The organism is Pseudomonas sp. MF09150, assembly GCF_059862355.1.
Genome location: NZ_JCBCUS010000008.1, coordinates 271,575 through 289,833, shown reverse-complemented (window position 1 = coordinate 289,833; position 18,259 = coordinate 271,575). Strand labels below are relative to the sequence as shown.

Annotated in this window: 16 protein-coding genes; 15 read left to right on the top strand and 1 reads right to left on the bottom strand. The window is 58.4% G+C overall.

The genetic code is table 11. From position 1 onward, the window contains the following. Window positions 1-148 precede the first annotated feature (148 nt). The 14 genes from AC19YX_RS27210 (at window position 149) to AC19YX_RS27145 (ending at window position 15,779) form a co-directional block, all read left to right on the top strand. Entirely contained in the window at window positions 149-1,015 is an 867-nt protein-coding gene (locus AC19YX_RS27210) for a phage capsid protein (RefSeq protein ID WP_500607443.1), read from the top strand. Window positions 1,016-1,059: 44 nt separating this feature from the next. Then, window positions 1,060-1,521, top strand: a complete 462-nt coding sequence (locus AC19YX_RS27205) for a hypothetical protein (protein ID WP_500607442.1) — start codon at window positions 1,060-1,062, stop codon at window positions 1,519-1,521. Between the two features lie 72 nt (window positions 1,522-1,593). Next, on the top strand, window positions 1,594-2,175 hold the full coding sequence (locus AC19YX_RS27200; RefSeq protein ID WP_500607441.1) for a phage connector family protein: 582 nt from the start codon (window positions 1,594-1,596) through the stop codon (window positions 2,173-2,175). Further along, window positions 2,175-4,325: a phage tail protein gene (locus tag AC19YX_RS27195; protein WP_500607440.1), complete on the top strand. Its 2,151-nt coding sequence runs from the start codon at window positions 2,175-2,177 to the stop codon at window positions 4,323-4,325. The genes AC19YX_RS27200 and AC19YX_RS27195 overlap by 1 nt, the downstream gene beginning before the upstream one ends. A gap of 10 nt (window positions 4,326-4,335) precedes the next feature. Then, a complete protein-coding gene (locus AC19YX_RS27190; RefSeq protein ID WP_500607439.1) occupies window positions 4,336-4,779 on the top strand; it encodes a GNAT family N-acetyltransferase in 444 nt (147 codons plus the stop codon). 2 nt (window positions 4,780-4,781) lie between these two features. Further along, window positions 4,782-5,309, top strand: coding sequence for a hypothetical protein (locus AC19YX_RS27185; protein ID WP_500607438.1), 528 nt, complete (start codon window positions 4,782-4,784; stop codon window positions 5,307-5,309). Beyond that, the gene (locus AC19YX_RS27180) at window positions 5,309-7,321 is read left to right on the top strand and encodes a hypothetical protein (protein WP_500607437.1); all 2,013 of its coding nucleotides are present in this window, start codon (window positions 5,309-5,311) and stop codon (window positions 7,319-7,321) included. The genes AC19YX_RS27185 and AC19YX_RS27180 overlap by 1 nt, the downstream gene beginning before the upstream one ends. Further along, window positions 7,318-9,240 carry a hypothetical protein gene (locus tag AC19YX_RS27175; RefSeq protein WP_500607436.1) on the top strand — a complete coding sequence of 641 codons (1,923 nt, stop codon included), beginning with the start codon at window positions 7,318-7,320 and terminating at the stop codon, window positions 9,238-9,240. The genes AC19YX_RS27180 and AC19YX_RS27175 overlap by 4 nt, the downstream gene beginning before the upstream one ends. Window positions 9,241-9,242: 2 nt before the next feature. Next, complete coding sequence (locus tag AC19YX_RS27170) at window positions 9,243-9,512, top strand: hypothetical protein (protein ID WP_500607435.1); 270 nt, start codon at window positions 9,243-9,245, stop codon at window positions 9,510-9,512. Window positions 9,513-9,675: 163 nt separating this feature from the next. Further along, window positions 9,676-10,191 (top strand): KilA-N domain-containing protein, encoded by a 516-nt coding sequence (locus AC19YX_RS27165; protein WP_500607434.1) that lies wholly within the window; start codon window positions 9,676-9,678, stop codon window positions 10,189-10,191. Between the two features lie 60 nt (window positions 10,192-10,251). Continuing rightward, window positions 10,252-12,684: a hypothetical protein gene (locus tag AC19YX_RS27160; RefSeq protein WP_500607433.1), complete on the top strand. Its 2,433-nt coding sequence runs from the start codon at window positions 10,252-10,254 to the stop codon at window positions 12,682-12,684. A gap of 1 nt (window position 12,685) precedes the next feature. After that, window positions 12,686-13,024: a hypothetical protein gene (locus AC19YX_RS27155; protein ID WP_500607432.1), complete on the top strand. Its 339-nt coding sequence runs from the start codon at window positions 12,686-12,688 to the stop codon at window positions 13,022-13,024. Next, on the top strand, window positions 13,014-14,636 hold the full coding sequence (terL, locus tag AC19YX_RS27150) for a phage terminase large subunit (RefSeq protein WP_500607431.1): 1,623 nt from the start codon (window positions 13,014-13,016) through the stop codon (window positions 14,634-14,636). The genes AC19YX_RS27155 and terL overlap by 11 nt, the downstream gene beginning before the upstream one ends. 24 nt (window positions 14,637-14,660) lie before the next feature. Then, entirely contained in the window at window positions 14,661-15,779 is a 1,119-nt protein-coding gene (locus AC19YX_RS27145) for a hypothetical protein (RefSeq protein WP_500607430.1), read from the top strand. Window positions 15,780-15,787: 8 nt separating this feature from the next. On the opposite strand, the gene AC19YX_RS27140 is transcribed toward AC19YX_RS27145, so the two are convergent. Further along, a complete protein-coding gene (locus AC19YX_RS27140) occupies window positions 15,788-16,114 on the bottom strand; it encodes a hypothetical protein (protein WP_500607429.1) in 327 nt (108 codons plus the stop codon). Between the two features lie 752 nt (window positions 16,115-16,866). Between AC19YX_RS27140 and tig the strand changes: the two genes are divergently transcribed. Further along, on the top strand, window positions 16,867-18,177 hold the full coding sequence (gene tig, locus AC19YX_RS27135) for a trigger factor (RefSeq protein ID WP_020296822.1): 1,311 nt from the start codon (window positions 16,867-16,869) through the stop codon (window positions 18,175-18,177). The last annotated feature ends 82 nt before the right edge of the window (window positions 18,178-18,259 follow it).

Genomic DNA, 18,259 nt, shown 5'->3' with positions numbered 1-18,259 from the left:
CAGGCATCCCAGCAATGGGCCGGCCTGCGATGGCACGCAGATACCCGGACAGCCCCGAGGCGCAGCAAAGCCGATGCACGCCAGGTAATACCGGCCCGCGATGCGGATACCCGGCAGGCAACCCCTTATCTGCATTGGAGTGCATCGAATGTCCCAGCAAATCACCGAAGCGTTTGTTCAGCAGTTTGCGGATAACTTCCGTCACGTTGCCCAACAAACCCTGTCTCGTTTCGAGCCACACGTAACCATCGAACCCAACATCGTGGGCATGTCCAAGTCCGTCAACCGCTTGGGCCAGCGTACCGCACAGCGCCGTACCCAGCGCCACGCCGACACCCCGATCAACGATCAACCGCACAGCACACGCTATGTTGACCTGTTCGACTGGGATGACGGCGACATGATCGACGACCAGGACAAGATCCGCATGTTGGTTGATCCGACTTCGGATTACGTGAAGGCCATGGTCGCAGCGCTGAACCGAGCCAAGGATGATGTGGTCATCGCATCCATGGGCGGAAACTCGCGCGCCACCTCGGGCAACATCATCCTGCCGACCACTCAGAAGATCGCTGTTGGTGGTTCTGGTTTGACCAAGGCCAAGATCATCCAGGCCCGCAAGCTTTTCCGCCGCAACGAAGCGGACAAGCACAACGGTGAGGAACTGTTCATCACCTACACCGCTGCCGCCGCCGCCGACATCCTCGCCGACACAACTCTGACCAGCGCTGACTACCTGGCTGGCAAGTTTCTGGAAGAGGGCGACGTCGAAGGTCGCTGGATGGGCTTTACGTGGATCCCGTCCGAGCGCACCCCCTACGACGGTGCCATCCGCCGCCTTTACGCCTGGGCAAAGTCCGGCGTAACGCTGGGCAAGGGTCAGGACATCACCACCAAGGTCGGCGAGGATCCGGGCAAGGGCTTCAACGTTCGCGTCTACGCCAAGCAATCCATCGGCGCGGTGCGGGTCGAGGAAGAAAAGGTCGTTGAAATCTCCGTAACTGAGGCCGCGTAAGCGGCTTCGGCTTTCCCTCTTTCTCGGTTTAGGAGTCCTAACCCATGGCAACTGTAAACGCTTCCGTCTCCGCCGCTCGCGCGGCACTCCCGCAGCAGTTGGTTAAACCCAACCTGCAAGGCGCTGACATTCAGATCCTGGTCAGCACCTGCACCGTTCCAGCTGGTGGCCTTGCTATCGGCGACAAAATTTCCTGGGGCCTGCTGCCTTTCGGTTCCCGTCTGATGCCCAGCACCAAGCTGTATTTCGGCGCTGGCGCTGCGTCCTCGACCATCAACCTGGGCGATCCCGTATCGCAAGCCCGCTATCTGGCCGCCACCTCTGTTGCTGCTGCTGGCAGCGCAGTAGCTGAGGCCCAGTTCGCCAACGGTGCGCTGTTCGAAGTAGCTGTTGCTCAGCAGGGCCTGGCTACCGACCAGAGCGAACTGCTGTCGACCGTGGCGGGTGCCGCATTGCAGGCCGGCCAGGTCATCACCCTGGTGGCGCAGTACGCCGGCCAGAACTGATTCACGGTGGCCACGGAAGGCAAAACATTTACCGGGGCCGCGCGCCCCGGTCTTTTTATCTGGAGGTTTTAGATGAGCATGGCGACCGGCGTTTCGATCTGCTCCAACGCCCTGTTGATGCTGGGCGCCCAGACCATCAACGATTTCCAAGAGCCGGTGGACCGGGCAAAGCTCTCGGCGAACCTGTATCCGACCATTCGTGACGACCTGCTGCGCACACACCCATGGAACTGCACGATCAAACGAGCGCTGCTGGCCCCTGACGCGACGCCGCCGGCATTCGGCTATGCCAACCAGTTCGAACTGCCTGCGGACTTCCTGCGGGTTCTGGAGGTGGGGCAGGCCGGAGTCCAGATTGATTACCTGGTCGAGGGGCGCAGCATCCTTGCCGACGCCACGTCGGTCGAGCTGCGTTATGTGTTCCTGAACGAAGTTGAGAACACCTGGGATTCCAACCTGGTGGCCTTGCTCACACTGGCCATGGCCGCAGCAATGGCATATCCGATTACCCAGTCGGCAGCTGTGCGCGACAGCCTTCGGCAAGAGCTGGAGTTCGCCAAGAAGGTGGCCCGCGCTGTCGATGGCCAGGAAGATCCACCGCAGACCCTGGGCGATGAACGCCTGTACGCCTCTCGCTTCGGGGCACACGGATAATGGCCCGCCTGACGATCAATCAAACCAACTTCACCGCGGGCGAGGTTTCCCCGCGCATGCTTGGCCGGGTCGATATCGCCCGATACCAGAACGGCGCCGAGATCATCCAGAACGCCTGGCCGTTGGTGCACGGCGGCTGCACGCGCCGCGATGGGACACTGTATAGCGCCGTTACCAAATTCCCCGCCAAGCGGGGCCGCCTGATCCCCTACGTGTTCAACGAGGCCCAGGCGTACATGTGCGAATTCGGCGACCTGTACGTGCGCATCTACTTCTCAGATGGCGCGTACAGCGGCGTCGAGCTGGTCAGCCCCTACACCGAGGCGATGCTGTTCGCCATGGAGTATGTCCAGGGCGCGGACACGATGTTTCTGTTCCATAGCCAGGTGCCGATTCACCGCCTGCGCCGGATTACTGATTTGCAGTGGAGCCTGGCCCCGGCCCCGTTCGTGGCCAAGCCGTTCGACGAAAAGGGCGTGAGCTACACCACCTCGGCGACCATCAGCGATGTTTCTGTAGGCACCGGCCGTACGTTTACTTCCTCTGTTTCGGCGTTCCTGGCATCTGACGTAGGCCGCGAAATATGGTCCGGCGGCGGTATCGCCAAGGTCACTGCCGTGGTCAGCGGGACCGTGGCTACCGTCCAGGTTGTGACGACTTTCCCTGTGACGCCAATGGCCACGTGGGCGCTCAAGGGGTCGCCGCAAACAACTCTGACCCCGAGCGCTGTAGGGATCGTCGGCGGCATCATCACGCTAACCCTGGGCGCGGCTGGATGGCGCAACGATGACCTCGGCAAGTTCGTTAAGGTCAACAGCGGCCTGATCGAAATCACTGCTGTATCAAGCGTAACCGCTGTATCAGGCATTGTCCGGTCGGCCAATACCTCGGCCGTAGCTGCGCCAGCCAATGCATGGTCGCTTGAAGCTTCGGTGTGGAACGACATCGATGGTTACCCCCGGGCCGGAACGCTCTACATGCAACGTCTGGCTGCAGCTGGATCGCCGAACTATCCGCAGACCATCTGGCAGTCACGCACGGGCGAATACCTGAACTTCGAACTTGGCACCAAGGACGACGACGCGCTTTCGTACAACGTGACCAGCGATCAGATCAACCCGATCCTGCACATGGCGCAGATCAACGCCCTGATCCCCCTGACCTATGGCGGGGAGTTCACCGTAACAGGAGGCGTCGAGAAGCCCATCACGCCGACCAACATCCAGACCAAGAACCCATCCTCCTACGGCTGCAACAACGTTCGACCGGTGCGTATCGGCAACGAGCTGTATTTCGTGCAGAAGGCCGGCCGCAAGCTGCGGGCCATGGCCTACAAGTACGACTCGGATAGCTACGGCTCGCCCGATATGTCTGTGCTGTCGGAGCACGCCACTACCAGCGGCGTGGTGGATATGGCTTACCAGCAGGAACCCGAGTCAATCCTGTTCATGGTTCGCAATGACGGCGTTATCGCCACCATGACCGTGGACCGGGACCAGGACGTGATCGGCTGGGCCAGGCAGATCACTGACGGCAAGTTTGAATCTGTGGCCGCAATCCCCATCGCCACGGGTGAGCAGGTTTGGGCCATCGTCAACCGCACCGTCAACGGAGTGCAGACGCGCTATGTCGAGCGCTTCACCCATGACATTCGTGTCGATTGCGGTATCTCGGCAACCAGCGGGGCCGGGGCTTCCACCTGGAGCGGGCTGGCCCACCTGGAAGGGAAGGTGGTCGATATCGTCGCCGACGGCGTGGTCATGCAGCAGCAAACCGTCACCGGTGGCCAGGTCACCATTCCCCGCAAGGCGTTCGCGGTCCAGATCGGCCTGCCATTCAAGACCCAGATCAAAACCTTGACCCCAGAGGTCCAGGGCAACACCGGCAGCGCCCAGGGCAACAGCATGCGGGTGGCCGAGGTCACCCTGCGCTTTCTCGAAACCATTGGCTGTGAGGTCAACGGCCAACCCATCGCGTTCCGCGACCTGGGCGTCAACGTGCTCAACCAACCGCCGGCGCTATTCACGGGTAACCACCGGTTAGAAAACCTCGGCTGGGAGCGTGGCCAGGCGTCCGTGGTTATCGAGCAGAACCAGCCGCTGCCGTTCCACCTGCTGTGCGTCATCAAAAAAATGAGCATCAACGATTGAGGTACTACCCATGATTCGCGCCGCCAAACATTCAGACGTGCCCCGGCTGATCGAGTTGGGAACGATGCTGCATGAGATCAGCAGCTATTCATCTATGGCGTTTTCGCCTGAAAAATCCGCAGCGTTCCTGGCTGAGCTGATCAACGGCCGGGGCGTTGTATTTGTTGCTGAGGTCAATGGCGAAGTGGTCGGCGGCATGGCCGGCGGGATTATCGATCAGTGGTTCAGCAACGACCTGATTGCCTACGACTATTCGATGTTCGTTGAGCCTTCCAAGCGTAATGGCGTGATCGCTGTGAGGCTGATCCGAGCCTTCAAGGAGTGGGCAAGGATCAAGGGAGCGAAGCAAATCTATATGGGCATTGGGACCGGCGTTAGCGTTGAAGGAACCACCCGGCTTTATGAGTCTCAGGGCCTGCGCAGTATCGGCCCCCTCTTGATGATGGAGTTATAACTATGGCTGTTGGAGCAGTTGGAGCAGCAGGCTATGCGGCGTATGCCGCTGTCGCTGCGGCCACTATTTACTCGGTTTACTCGACACAGCAGTCAGGTAAGCAAAGCCAGCTCAACGCCGATTCACAGGCCGAGCAGGCGCAGAGCGATGCTGATGCAGCTGCCAGTGCAGCAAACGTGCAGGCTGACCGTATTCGTCGGCTTGCACGCAACCAGGCGAGCGAAGCGAATGCGGCGCTTGCCGCGTCTGGAGTTGAGGTTGGCGAGGGAACAGCCATCAACATCAACGAGGAAATCATCGGCAACGCCGAAGAGGACGCGGTGCTGACCATCTTCAACGGACAGAATCAAAAAGCTCGTGGCTACGTTGACTCTAGCAATTACCGACTTGCTGGTAATCAGGCACGGTCGGCCGCCAATTCGCAATCAATAGGCACCGTTCTTTCTGCCGGCGCGCAGACCGGAATGAATTGGAAGGCTTCCGCCGCCGGCAGGAATGGCTCCGTCGTCAAAGTAGGGGGAACCGACTGATGGCACAAATTCCACTGGGTAACTTTGGCCGGGTCGCGGTCAACCCTGAAGCCCCCCAAAACCGCGTCATCGCCGCAGATAATCGTGGTCAGGCCCAGGCCGCGCAACAGGTTGCGTCGACAGTTCAAAATGCCGCGTTTGGTGTCCTGAACAACATCAACAAAGAGGACCAGGCCCTGGCCCGGGTGAAAGCCAGCAATGCGCTCATCGATCGCGAATCTCAGATCAAGACCATTGCGACGGATCTTGACGAAAAAATGCGTACCGGGCAGTTGCCCTATGAAAAGTCCGAGGAAGCTTTTAACGCTGCTGTTTCGAAGCTCGACCCATTGGAAACCCCTGGGTTGGACCTGGCACAACAAGGCGAAATTGGAAATTCGCTGAAGCGTATTCAGCTTGGCGGCCTGGACACCATCCGAGCGTCAGCCGCCAAGGGTCGTGTTCAGTCAGCTCAGAGCGACCTGGCCTCGCGCATGGATATGCTGGGCAAAGATGCGGCGATGCCCGGCGCGAACGTCGAGCAGATCAATGCCCGAATGGATGCAGAAGACGTCGACGTCGCTGGGCGCCTGGCCTTTGGTGAGGCTTGGACGAGCAAGAAGCAGGAATTCAAGGACGGCAACTGGACCACGCATGCAACCCAGCGCGTCATTGAGTCGCGGGAAAGCATCGGCAGCCTGCAAAAACTCGAGCACGACCTCACGGCAGCGGATGGTTTCTACGCCAAGAAATTGGACCCGGACAAGCGCAACCAGCTGCTGAACACCGTCACAGGCCGCATCTTTCAGGTACAACAGCATCAACAGCAGCAAGCCGTGATGCGTGAGATGAAGGCAGAGCGGGTAGTTGCGAAAATGGAAAAGCAAGCATCGCTTGGTGTTCCGCCAACTGTCGCTGATCAGCAAGGGTGGCAGTCGGCCTTGAAGGGGACATCCCTTGCGGGTGAGTACAGCAACCTCATTCATCAGATGAATGAATCCCAGCGGCTGTTGCAGCTGCCTGATGTCGCCCAAGAGCAATACATCACCCAGATGAAGGCCGATATGCAGAAGAACGGTGCCAGCGCGGCCCAAGTGGAAAACCTGAATAGGCTGGAGTCGGTCAGGGCTGAGCGGAAGAAACTCCGCGATTCAGACCCGGTCAGCTATAGCGCTATCACCGGCGGTGCGCAGATTGAGCCTCTCAGCCTGGCGGGAATCGCGACCCCGGAAGGCCAGCAACAGCTAGTGGCGCAGCTTGGTGAGCGCTTCCTACTCGCTAGTTCCGTTCGCCGAAAAGATGGCCCCACCGTCACGCCAAGCCCTTGGACAGAGTCTGAAAGGGACATGATCCGGGCCGCATCCAAAGGTATTGACGACAACACGAAGCTGCAGATTTTCGGGGTGATCGGGGCGGCCACGCAGGACAAGGAAGAGTTTGCGGCGGCCATCCAGCCTTTCGTGGGCGATGACAAGCTTGCCGACAGCGCGGGACGCGCTGCATTTCAGGGGCTCAAGCTGCCGGACGGGTCTGGCTTGGCCCAAACCTTGATGGAGGGGCGGAAGATTCTGGCCGACAAATCTAAACCGATGCCGGACGATCATCTGTTACTGCCTGCATTCGAAAAGGCAGTTGGATTCGCGTTGCCAGCAGGCTCTGAAGCACGGGAGATGTACTTCAACTCTTACCGAGCTGCATATGCGGCGTTGTCCGAGCGGGAGTCCAAGAGTTTCAATGGGGTCACGATTGACTCCGATATTTCGAAGAAGGCCGTCCAGGCGGCAACTGGTGGCGTCACCACTTGGGCTGGAAGCAAGGTGATCAAGCCATACGGTATGTCCGACAAGGATTTCTATACCTCTGTCGGAGCCCAAATCGACGCTTTGGCCGAGCGTACGAAGCTCCCTGTCGATCTGCTCAAGAGCATGCCGCTAATGGCGGCACCTCGACGCTCTGGCTACTACTTCCTGATGAATGGCAGTGAGGCTCAGCAGGATCCGCGAACCCGACAAGATCTGATGGTGAAACCATGAGCTGGCTCGACGGATTTGATGAAACTGATGCCATCAACCTGGATAACCGCATTCAGCGTACCGATAAGTTGCCTGAACCCGGTCTATGGCAAGGGTTTGGAGCAGGCTCTGGAAACTCGTTGTTGCTGGGCGGCATCTCAGCCAGCAACTTCGTGCAGGCCGCCGGCTCTGCGTCATTTGAACAGGACCTTACTGTCAGTAGCCTGTACTTTCCCGATGGCGCAGAAGAGCAGATTCAGGCGCAGGAAAAGGAGCAGGATCGACTAGGGCGGGATACTGCCGAGTCGGCCAAGATGCTCAGGCCTGATCCGCGAGCAGTAGGGATGGCTGGCCAGATACTCAACAGCGCGGCGGAAATTCTTCCGCGAACCGTTGCTGCAACTGTACTGACTGGCCCAGCGGGGATTGTTACCGGCCCCCTTGCCGCTGGAGCACCAGCAGGATACACCGCGACCCAGATCGCCAAGGCTGATGGTGTGGATGACGCCACGGCGACTGCTCACGGCCTGATCGAAGGCGTTGCAACCACGATAGGGGCAGGTCTGCCTGGTGCTCGATTCGTGAACCAGCTGGCAGGAGATGCTGCGATTGCCGTGGGGGCGAACGTCGGCATAGGAGTTACTCAGCGCGCCGCTTCTGCCGAGCTGTTAGATCGCAATGGTTACCACGCTCAGGCCGCTCAGTATCGAGCTCTGGACGGTAAGGCAATGGTCGCGGATGCAGTTATGGGGGCGTTTTTCTTTGGTGCTGGACGTGCTGGAGACATTAAGGGCGCGATGAATGGCCGACCTCGCCCAACCCAAGAGCAGGTTGATGCGGCGATGGTGCAGCGAGAGGTTGCTCACTTCGAAGACGGCGCAGCTCCAGGCGCTCCAGTTGATCTGCAAAGCGCGAATATGCATCGCACCCAGCTCGCCCAGGCTATCAGCCAGCTGGGAAGGGGCGAGCAGGTCACGGTGGTTGATGGGTTCAAGGGGGAGTTTCTGCGTAGGCCGACAGTACCAGAGCCTATTGCGCCAACCCGTGTAGAAGCTTTGACCATGGCTCGGCAAGAGCTGGAGCCGACGGTACGGGCTGAACTGGAAGGGGATATCGCGAAAGCGATGCCCAACGTTGCCGATGTTCGCGTGGAGCTTGCCGGCCTGCGGCGCAATCTGGATGGGTTGGACGCTACCTACCGTGACCGGGCCAAGCAGTTCCAGGCCGAGGGGCTGAGCCGCAAGAAGGCAGAAACTGCCGCCAGGAAGGCCATCGAGCAGGACCGCGAACAGCTGAGTGATCGTGTGACAGCTCTGGAAGAGTCGCTTCAAGGCAACCGAACCGCCGAAAAATCCCGGGGCGAGCTGGCAGCCATGGACCGTGGCGAAACCCCGGAGCGCCTGCAGCCTCGCATCGAAGAGCGTGCCGACCAGATCATGCGTGGTTTCGAGCGTACCAAGCTGGCCTCGCAGGCTGAAATGGCGAGAACCCCGGAGCAAGCCATCGATGCCGATATCGACAGCCTTCTGGAAGGCATGGGTATCAGCCTGAAGGCCAAGGACCTGGAGCCGTACTTCGCGGAGCCGAGTGTAACGCCAGCTCGGAACGCCGCAGCACCTGAACCGAAAGCCGCGACAAAACCGGAGAAAACCGGAGCAGGGAAGGCTGAAACCGGATCAGTGCGAACAGAAGGCAAAGCGACTGACCAGCCTGCCGGAGAACCGAAACTTTCCCCGGAATCGTCTGCTGAGCTTGAGATCCTGCGTGAATCAGTCGCTCGCCGGCCGGATGCAGTGATAAATTCCGGCTTCGACGCCGACGGAAACCCTGCGAAGGTGAAGGCGGCGGATGCCCTGGCCGAGGTCGAGGCTGAGTATCAGGCCGGGATCAAGGAGTCGCGCTCATTCATGGCCGCAATAACATGCATGCTTCGGGGATAACCATGGACAAAGCAATCGCGTACGCGGTCAGCTGCATTATCTTTCTCGCCGTTGCCGCTTTTGTCTTGAGACTTACATGGGGCGCCCTACGAGAGAAGGGAAGTTTCAATATCAAAAGGCTGCCCATGACCGTTTTTTATGCAGCATGGGGGCTTTCAATGGTGGTTTTCCTTATCTGCTTGGTGTTTGAGATCCCCGATCTTTGGCAGATATCAGGGTTGGCTGTTCTTGGCTTGTTCGTGTGCTCATGGTTTTTGCCGAAGCCATATTAAACTGATGAAATAGTCGGGAAACCGACACCCTGTTCACTTGATTCTTCTGTCATCACTGCTCGAAAGGGCGGCGATGACAGGCTAGGGTCGCTCCCGAAAACGAACGTCAATCGTGCTCCCAGCGTTCGTGCCTGTCTTCCTTTCCCGGGAGCAGGTGCACGATATGTCTCAGATTATTCCCTTTCAGTACGCCGGCGAGCCCGTCCGCTTTAATAGCAGCGGTTGGATCAATGCAACCGACGTCGCCAAGCGCTTCGAAAAGAAGCCGGTAGAATGGCTTCGCCTTCCAGCCACCGAGCGATACATTGCCGCTTTAGCCAAAGCAATGCATTTAGGGGGCAAAGTGGGATTATCCCACTTTGGTCTCGTTGTTACCGAACGGGGCGGCAAAGCCCCAGGCACCTGGCTCCATCCCAAACTAGCGGTAACTTTCGCTCGCTGGCTTGATGATGACTTCGCCGTCTGGTGCGACATGCACATTGATGCGTTGCTACGCGGAGAGCCTGATGTAGTCGGTCAATACTCCAAAGCCTGCGAGGTCCTGAGCGAAGGAACGAAGGTGGCCAGCAGTAGCGCTGAGAACCTGGCGCGCTGGCGCTGGAGCAAGGAAGCCAAGCGGCGCGATGTCGAGCGGCTTGCTCAGCAACTGCAGTTAATCCTCGAGCCCTATCCGCAATAGTCGGGAATCCGACACCATCACCCGCATACGCTGCCTTCCAACCCCATAGGAGGCAGCGCCATGCCCATGCGCCCCGAGTGCATTACCGAAGTCGAGCAGGCTATTGGCCGCCCCCTCAAGGCCGGCGAAGCCAAGGCCATTGAAGACAGAATAAGCTATCACGTTCGCGATCTCGCACGAACTGACCCTACCGTTTTCAACTCCATGACAGAGGCTCAGCGCCAATTACATGCCGCCCAGGCTGCAATGGCTGACCACATGGCATCCGCTGACAAGGCCGCCCAGCGCAAAGGGCTGAATATCCTTGCGCAAACCAAAGAGCTTGCGAATCTCGATTCACGGGCTGCAAAGCTGGGCGGAAAACAGCCTTTCCATTCCGCGCTGTTCGAGCGCTTGCGCCAAGTCGACAGCCGCATCAAGGGCGAGGTGAACCGCACGGTCAGCTCGATCATGGAGACTATCGAGGCAGCTTCACCAAAGTTTCTTGGCCTGATCACCAACAAGGCGGCCGAGCGAGATTTCGTAAACGAAGTCTACGGGAGTGACACTGGTAACAGCGTGGCAGCCAAGGCGGCGAAGGTATGGCGCGATCAGATGGATGCTGTACGCGAGCGCCTAAATGCGGCTGGTGCTGCAATTGGGCGACTTGATTACGGGTGGCTTCCACAGCCGCACGACATGCGCAAAATCGTAAAGGCCGGGCAGGATGCCTGGGCATCGTTTGTTCTGCCGCGCCTTGATCGTCGACGCTATCTCAATGAGGACGGCATGCAGATGGATGACGCAGGGGTTATGGAATTCCTCTCGGCTGCCCATGAAACGTTAGCCACCAACGGCCTAAACAAAATGACGCCAGGCGCTGGCCATGGATCTAGTCGAGGCGGGAAGTTCGACGATGCTCATCGGCAGATCCACTTCAAAGACGGTGACGCCTATCTGGAGTACATGCACAACTTCGGGCCGACATCTGTGTTCGAGGCTATGCAAAACTCGATCAGGTCCATGACCAAAGACACGGTAATGATTGAAGAGTTGGGGCCAAACTCTGCCCAAACGTACCGGCTGATGAGTGACACGGCAGCTCAGAAAGACAATGGTGCCAAGATGGAGTTCTTCACTACTCCAGATATGGTGTGGAATACCTTAAATGGCACGCTTAGTACCCCTGCAAATGCGCGCATTGCAGAGTTTCATCAAGGGCTCCGCAACTTCATGACTGCCGCAAAGTTGCAGGCAACGCTTATCTCATCCGTACCCGGCGACATCATATCGCTAGCCAGAACTACGGCTTACCATGGAGTTCCAACAGGCTCTACTCTGGTAGAGGCAATGAAAAGCATAAGTCCTGCATACCGCCGGGAGGCAGCTCAGATGGCCCTGGCGATGGATGGCATCACCAATGACATGGTGAACTTCCACTCAGACAACCTTGCCCAGGGATGGACCGGAAAGCTCGCAAACGCAACCATGAAGGTGACCGTTCTTCAAGCATGGACCAATGCTCTCAGGCGAGGATTCTCTGTGAAAATCATGTCCCGCATGGCTGGCGACACGCGCAAGGCGTGGGGCGAAGACGCGAAACTTCAGGGCCGGCTTGAGCGATATGGGGTCACGGAAAAGGACTGGGAGGTATGGCAGTCTGCCAGCCCAGAAGACTGGCGGGGGCAGCAGATGCTTACTCCTGAATCGGTTGCGAGCCTGACAGGCTTCAGTGCAAAACAAAAGAACGCTGCCATCGGCAAATTGCTTGGGTATATCCAGGAAGAGTCCGAATTCACAGCCATCAGTCCTGGACTGATGACACGGGCGACAATGAGACAGGGCACCCAGTCTGGCACGCATGGTGGGGAGTTGCTGCGGGACCTCACGCTCTTCAAATCTTTCGGAGTGGCCATGTTTGAACGCCATTGGCGCCGCGCTGCACAGATCGAGACGACTGGAGGAAAGCTGGCGTACTCGGCATCCATCTTCAGCGGTCTTTTAATTTCTGGAGCGGTCACCAATCAATTGCTCGACATCATGAATGGTCGTGATCCACAGGATATGGCAAAGCCTATGTTCTGGTGGAAGGCAATGCTTCGTGGCGGCGGGGTCGGAATCCTGGGTGATTTGTTTGACACCGGGCTTGGCGGCAACAACAAGGGGGGGCAGCCGAATATTACAGGTCTTGCCGGGCCGGTATTTGGCACTGTGGCTGACCTGATGCTGACTGCCGGAGCTCCGATATTCAAAAAGAATACTGATGCGACTGATGTGGGGGCCAACCTGCTGCGCATCGGATGGCAGAACACTCCCTTTCTGCGTAGCTGGTACACAAAGGCGGCGATTGAGCACGCATTGATACAGGACATGCAGGAATCCCTATCTCCGGGGTATCTGGGTCGCATGCAGAAAAGAGCCATCCAAGACTTCGATCAAGAGTTCTGGTGGGAGCCGGGCGACTCGACGCCGGATCGCGCGCCGAACCTGGGCGCAGCAGTGGGGGAGCGCTGATATGCGTGATGATCAGATTACCCGGCTGCAAGCCCTCAGCGAACGCCTGGGCGAGGTTGTCATCAGCGAGGTCGACCCGCACAACTGGCCGGGCGCCGAGAAGGTTCCGGCCGACCTGACCCAGCAAGAGCGCGGCGACAGGTACTGGTGCAAGAAAAACGCCGCCGCGACCATGACCCTGTTGCTCAAGGTGGTAAACATCGCCGGCGTCATGAACCGACAGAAGCCGGCGCCGGATGCTGGGCATGCAGTTGACGAACTGGATGGCGAGTTGGCCGCCGCTGAGCGAGAGGCCCAGGCCATAATCGATCGGATGCAGAAGGGCGGGCATGTCCACTGAGCCCGTGAAAAAAGTCAGCCTGCTGGTTTTCTTCATGCTGTGGGCCCGGCGCATGCGGTGGGATGTTCCGTTCATCCACGTTCAGGCGCTGATATGGCTGGAGGCTAAAGGGTCTCTGGCCGTTTTGCGTTGTTTCCGGGGCTTCGGTAAATCGACGCTGCTGGCGATTTACAACGCCTGGCTCTACTACAAGGACCCGACCTATCGAATCCTGCACCAGTCCGAGTCGGACCCCACGGCCTATAAGACCAGCCGGGATACACAGAACGTCATCCGCAATCACCCGCTGACCAGGCATCTGCTGCCACCCAACCAGGGCACCGTTGAGCAGTGGTGGGTCGAGGGCGCTGCTGACTTCCGAAATGCCAGCATGTTCGCCAAGGGCATCTTGTCGAACGTAACTTCGGCCCGCGCGGACGAATGCCAGAACGATGACGTCGAGGTGCCGCGAAACATCCAGACCCCAGAGGCGCGGGAGAAGCTGCGCTACCGTCTTGGCGAGCAGACCCACATCCTGGTGCCTGGTGGCAGCAAGCTCTACATCGGCACGCCGCACACCCACGACAGCCTCTACGACGAGCTTGAGAGCATGGGGGCCGACTGCCTGACCATCCGGATGTTCGCCCAGGAACACCGGATAGAGGACGCCAAACACTGCGCCTACGACGTGCCGTTCGTGCCTGACGTGGTGTTTTCAGGCATCGGGAAGCACGCCCGTGTGCTGGTGCTGGGCAAGGATTACCAGCAGACGAAAACCGGCATTGCCTTCTTTACACCACCCGGAACGCTGGTGGACTGCTACGCGGGCAGCGCCTGGCCCGAACGCTTCGACATGGCCACCCTGGAAACCCGGCGCCGTGAAACCCGCACCATCAACGAATGGGATTCGCAGTACCAGCTGCATTCGAAGCCTGTGACGGAGGTTCGTTTGGACCCGGCCCGCATCATTCCCTACGACGTCCAGCCGACCATGCGCTACGCGAACAACGCGGCAGCCATGTACCTGGGCTCAACGCAGATCGTCGGCGCCGTGGCCTACTGGGATTGTTCCCTGGGCAAGATTAAATCCGACGCGTCGGCCTTCTCGCTGATCCTCACCGACGCGCGCGGCCAGTTGTATTGGCACTTGGCCGTGGGCCTGACCGGTGAAATTGCGGAGTTCGACGACCGCGACAGGATCATTGGGGGCCAGGTGCATCAGATCCGCGAACTGGTGATCAAGCACCAAATCCCCCGGGTGATTATCGAAACCAACGGGCCGGGCGGCTTTGCGCCGTCGATTCTCAAGCAGGCCTTGAAGGGCACCGGCTGCGGGGTAGGGGAAGAGCATTCCAGCACCAACAAGCAGAAACGCATCCTCGACGCCTTCGAATCGCCGCTGTCGGCCCGCTTCCTATGGGCACACGTCGACGTGCTGCGCACGATCTGGGACCAGATGCGCGACTTCAACCCCGCGCTGACCAACCAGGAGGATGACTATATCGACTCCGGCGCCGGCGGCATCAGCCAGACCCCTGTCCGTATTGGGCGGATAGTCGGGAAACCGACAGAGGTCCGGCGCGACGATTGGCGACCAAGCGCGGGCACACATGACGTTCAGGTCGAGTATTAGCCCGCTCACACTCAGGGGCTCGTCATGTCAGTTCAACCCGGACCAACGTTTAAACGCTACGCCGCCAACGGCGTGGCCACCGTCTACGCCATTCCCTTCTTATTGCTGAACGCGGCCGACCTGCAGGTCACGCTGAACGGTGTGCTGGTAACAGCCGGGTTCACCCTGGCGGGCATTGGCAACCCGCAGAGTTCATGCACGTTTTCTACGCCTCCATCGGGCGACCTGCTGTTCCAGATGGTTGTTCCGTTCCAGCGCCTGACTGATTACCAGATCAACGGTGACCTGCTCGCAGAGACAATAAACCCTGACTTCGACCGCCTATGGTTGGCCGTAAAACAGCTGAATCGCGACAGCAGCAGGGCACTCACTGTCAGCTTGCTGGAGCCGGAAGGGATCCCGCCCTTACCGACAAAGGCCGCGCGCGCCTTGAGGATGCTTGCATTTGATGCGGACGGGAATCCGACAACATCAAGCCTGACTCTGGCGCAGCTTGAACAGCAGCCAGCTTTGGCACTCGCTGCCGCCCAGGCCTCGGCCGATTCCGCAGTTGCATCTGGGATGAGCGCGGCCTCGGCGCTCGCAAGCGCTGTGAACTCTTCCGACTCTGCCACGCTTTCGCAGATGTGGGCATCCAATCCAGAAGACACCCCGGTAGTTGCCGGGCTTTACTCCGCGTTTCACTGGGCGCGTAAGGCGTTGGCGAGCGCGCAGGCCGCAGCGGCAACGCTGGCGGGTGCAGTTATGAAAACTGGCGCTCAAACGATGGCTGGCCCGCTGACTGTGACCAACGGATTTGTTGGCATCCCACTTTCAAAGGAGTACAGCAGTCCTGAGCAGGTAATAACCCCGGCCGGCGGGCAGGTACTTCCGCACGGCCTGCCATCCATTCCCCGCCTTCTGATCAGCAACCTGATCTGCAAGACGGCAGAGCTCGGTTATACAGCTGGCGAGATTGTCGGAGTCTCGAGCAACCCGGACTATGCATACAGCCTGGGTGTATCGGTAGTCCCTGATGCTTCGAATGTCATGTACCGCTATGGATCGCAAGCGGGTGTCTTTTTCATTCTGCATAAAGTCACCGGGTCCGTATCGCTCATAACTCCAGCGAACTGGCGCCTTGTTATCAGGGCCTGGGCTTGATTATTTAATTATCGAAGCCGGGCCGATGGTGGGATCTGTCGGCGCAGATCCTCATTCGCCCGGTCCTTGGTCAGAACTGTTGTTTGCAGATCGCTGACTTTCTGCCGCAACTTCATAGCTTCTCCGAATTTCTCGCGCAGCCTTGACAAGGCGTCGTCTCTTTCCCTCTCGGTCTGCGCTTGCATGTTCACCAGCTTATAAATGTTTTCCCGAGCTACGCGCAGTTGCAGGTTCAGCTCGTCGACCTCATTTTCAAGCAGCAGGGCATGCTGTCTTGCGGTTTCCAGGGGCGTGGGGATGCCCAGCCAATCGGCTGTGTCGTCTTCTGTGTGCACGGTACTACCTCGAATCCAATGCTGTATGTGTATACAGTAATTGAGGCATGAGCAAAGCGCGATTCACGCCGACGAGCTGTAGGCCGGCCGATCTGGTGCCGGTGCGGCCGACCGCCTGTCACTGAACCCACCCGGCACACGCCCGAAAAAGTGAAAGAAAACGGGCGCTTGCGTTAATTCGTGGTTAGAATTGCGCCCTCTTTTGAGTGCCCCATGTCGTCCCAGTGCCGATGGATTAGTACACGGGTTAGTACATTGGAAAGCGCCTTGTTCGTTGAGGCCTTATGCGACAAGGGTTTCAGGGTTTAATTCGGTTCCCTTCGTCCGCACCAATTAAGTAGCTATTTAATAGCAGATAACGGCGCAGCACCTGAAAAGGGCTGCGCCGTTTTCGTTTCAGAAGTTCGGGTTTTCAGTGCGGCTGCCGGTAGTGGGCTAAATGAGTTGGCGAAGTGTTCGTCTTTTTTTGTCACTGGATGTTCGGGTTGATCTGCCGGGCCATCGAGGTCTGGCGGCCAGGCGGCTGACGACTGGTCTCTTCTATATATAGAGGGACGGTTTAGAGGCGCTGGTTTGATTCGCTGTATTTGCTCTGTGGGTGAGGCTCAACCGTTTGTCCCCGCCTTTAAATTGCCAGCTGTTTTTTACCCGTTTTCAGTAGGGTGACTTCTTGAGTTTGACCCACTAGAATGCATGCCCTTGATTCTGGGGTCGGAAACGGCCGGCTAACGTCTGTGCAACGAGGAATATCCATGCAAGTTTCTGTTGAAAATACTTCTGCTCTTGAGCGCCGCATGAGCATCACCGTGCCGGCCGAGCGTATTGAGAGCCAGGTCAACAAGCGTCTGCAGCAGACTGCCCAAAAGGCCAAAATTGCAGGCTTCCGTCCTGGCAAAGTTCCAATGAGCGTTATCCGCCAGCGTTATGAAGCTGATGCGCGTCAAGAAGCTGTGGGTGATGTGATCCAGGCTTCCTTCTACGAAGCAGTGGTTGAGCAGAAGCTGAACCCGGCTGGCGCACCTTCGGTCGAGCCTAAAGTGCTGGAGAAGGGCAAGGATCTGGAATACGTCGCAACGTTCGAAGTGTTCCCTGAGTTCACTGTTGCCGGTTTCGAGTCCATCGCCGTTGAGCGCCTGAGCGCTGACGTGGCTGATGCCGATCTGGACAACATGCTGGAAATCCTGCGCAAGCAGAACATTCGTTTTGAGTCGGTCGATCGTGCCGCACAGAACGAAGATCAACTGAACATCGATTTCGTTGGCAAGGTTGACGGCGAAGTATTCGCTGGTGGTTCCGCCAAGGGCACCCAGCTGGTTCTGGGCTCCGGCCGCATGATTCCTGGCTTCGAAGACGGCCTGGTTGGCGCCAAAGCCGGTGAAGAGCGCGTTCTGAACCTGACCTTCCCTGAGGACTACCAGAACCTGGACCTGGCCGGCAAAGCTGCCGAGTTCACCGTTACCGTCAACACTGTGTCCGAGCCTAAGCTGCCAGAGCTGACCGAAGAGTTCTTCGCTCAGTTCGGTATCAAGGAAAGCGGTCTGGAAGGTTTCCGCGCCGAAGTTCGCAAGAACATGGAGCGTGAACTGCGTCAGGCGATCAAATCCAAGATCAAGAACCAGGTCATGGACGGTCTGCTGGAAGCGAACCCGATCGAAGTGCCTAAGGCGCTGCTGGACAACGAAGTCAACCGCCTGCGCGTACAAGCTGTTCAGCAGTTCGGTGGCAACATCAAGCCTGACCAACTGCCGGCCGAACTGTTCGAAGAGCAAGCCAAGCGCCGCGTTGTGCTGGGCCTGATCGTGGCTGAAGTGGTCAAGCAGTTCGACCTCAAGCCAGACGAAGATCGTGTTCGCGAGCTGATCCAGGAAATGGCCTCGGCCTACCAGGAGCCTGAGCAGGTTGTGTCTTGGTACTACAAGAACGACCAGCAACTGAACGAAGTCCGTTCGGTTGTGCTGGAAGAGCAAGTTGTGGATACTGTTCTGCAGAAAGCTAGCGTGACCGACAAATCGGTCTCTTACGAAGAAGCGGTCAAGCCGGTAGAAGCACCACAAGCCGACTGATTTTTTACTCGTTCGAAAATACACACCATAAGCCAGCCTTCGCGCTGGCTTATGCGTATTCAAGACATGACTATTTGGGAGT

Coding starts and splice junctions, on each gene's coding strand:
- AC19YX_RS27210 (WP_500607443.1), top strand. CDS start 149: ATGTCCCAGCAAATCACCGAAGCGTTTGTTCAGCAGTTTGCGGATAAC.
- AC19YX_RS27205 (WP_500607442.1), top strand. CDS start 1,060: ATGGCAACTGTAAACGCTTCCGTCTCCGCCGCTCGCGCGGCACTCCCG.
- AC19YX_RS27200 (WP_500607441.1), top strand. CDS start 1,594: ATGAGCATGGCGACCGGCGTTTCGATCTGCTCCAACGCCCTGTTGATG.
- AC19YX_RS27195 (WP_500607440.1), top strand. CDS start 2,175: ATGGCCCGCCTGACGATCAATCAAACCAACTTCACCGCGGGCGAGGTT.
- AC19YX_RS27190 (WP_500607439.1), top strand. CDS start 4,336: ATGATTCGCGCCGCCAAACATTCAGACGTGCCCCGGCTGATCGAGTTG.
- AC19YX_RS27185 (WP_500607438.1), top strand. CDS start 4,782: ATGGCTGTTGGAGCAGTTGGAGCAGCAGGCTATGCGGCGTATGCCGCT.
- AC19YX_RS27180 (WP_500607437.1), top strand. CDS start 5,309: ATGGCACAAATTCCACTGGGTAACTTTGGCCGGGTCGCGGTCAACCCT.
- AC19YX_RS27175 (WP_500607436.1), top strand. CDS start 7,318: ATGAGCTGGCTCGACGGATTTGATGAAACTGATGCCATCAACCTGGAT.
- AC19YX_RS27170 (WP_500607435.1), top strand. CDS start 9,243: ATGGACAAAGCAATCGCGTACGCGGTCAGCTGCATTATCTTTCTCGCC.
- AC19YX_RS27165 (WP_500607434.1), top strand. CDS start 9,676: ATGTCTCAGATTATTCCCTTTCAGTACGCCGGCGAGCCCGTCCGCTTT.
- AC19YX_RS27160 (WP_500607433.1), top strand. CDS start 10,252: ATGCCCATGCGCCCCGAGTGCATTACCGAAGTCGAGCAGGCTATTGGC.
- AC19YX_RS27155 (WP_500607432.1), top strand. CDS start 12,686: ATGCGTGATGATCAGATTACCCGGCTGCAAGCCCTCAGCGAACGCCTG.
- terL (WP_500607431.1), top strand. CDS start 13,014: ATGTCCACTGAGCCCGTGAAAAAAGTCAGCCTGCTGGTTTTCTTCATG.
- AC19YX_RS27145 (WP_500607430.1), top strand. CDS start 14,661: ATGTCAGTTCAACCCGGACCAACGTTTAAACGCTACGCCGCCAACGGC.
- tig (WP_020296822.1), top strand. CDS start 16,867: ATGCAAGTTTCTGTTGAAAATACTTCTGCTCTTGAGCGCCGCATGAGC.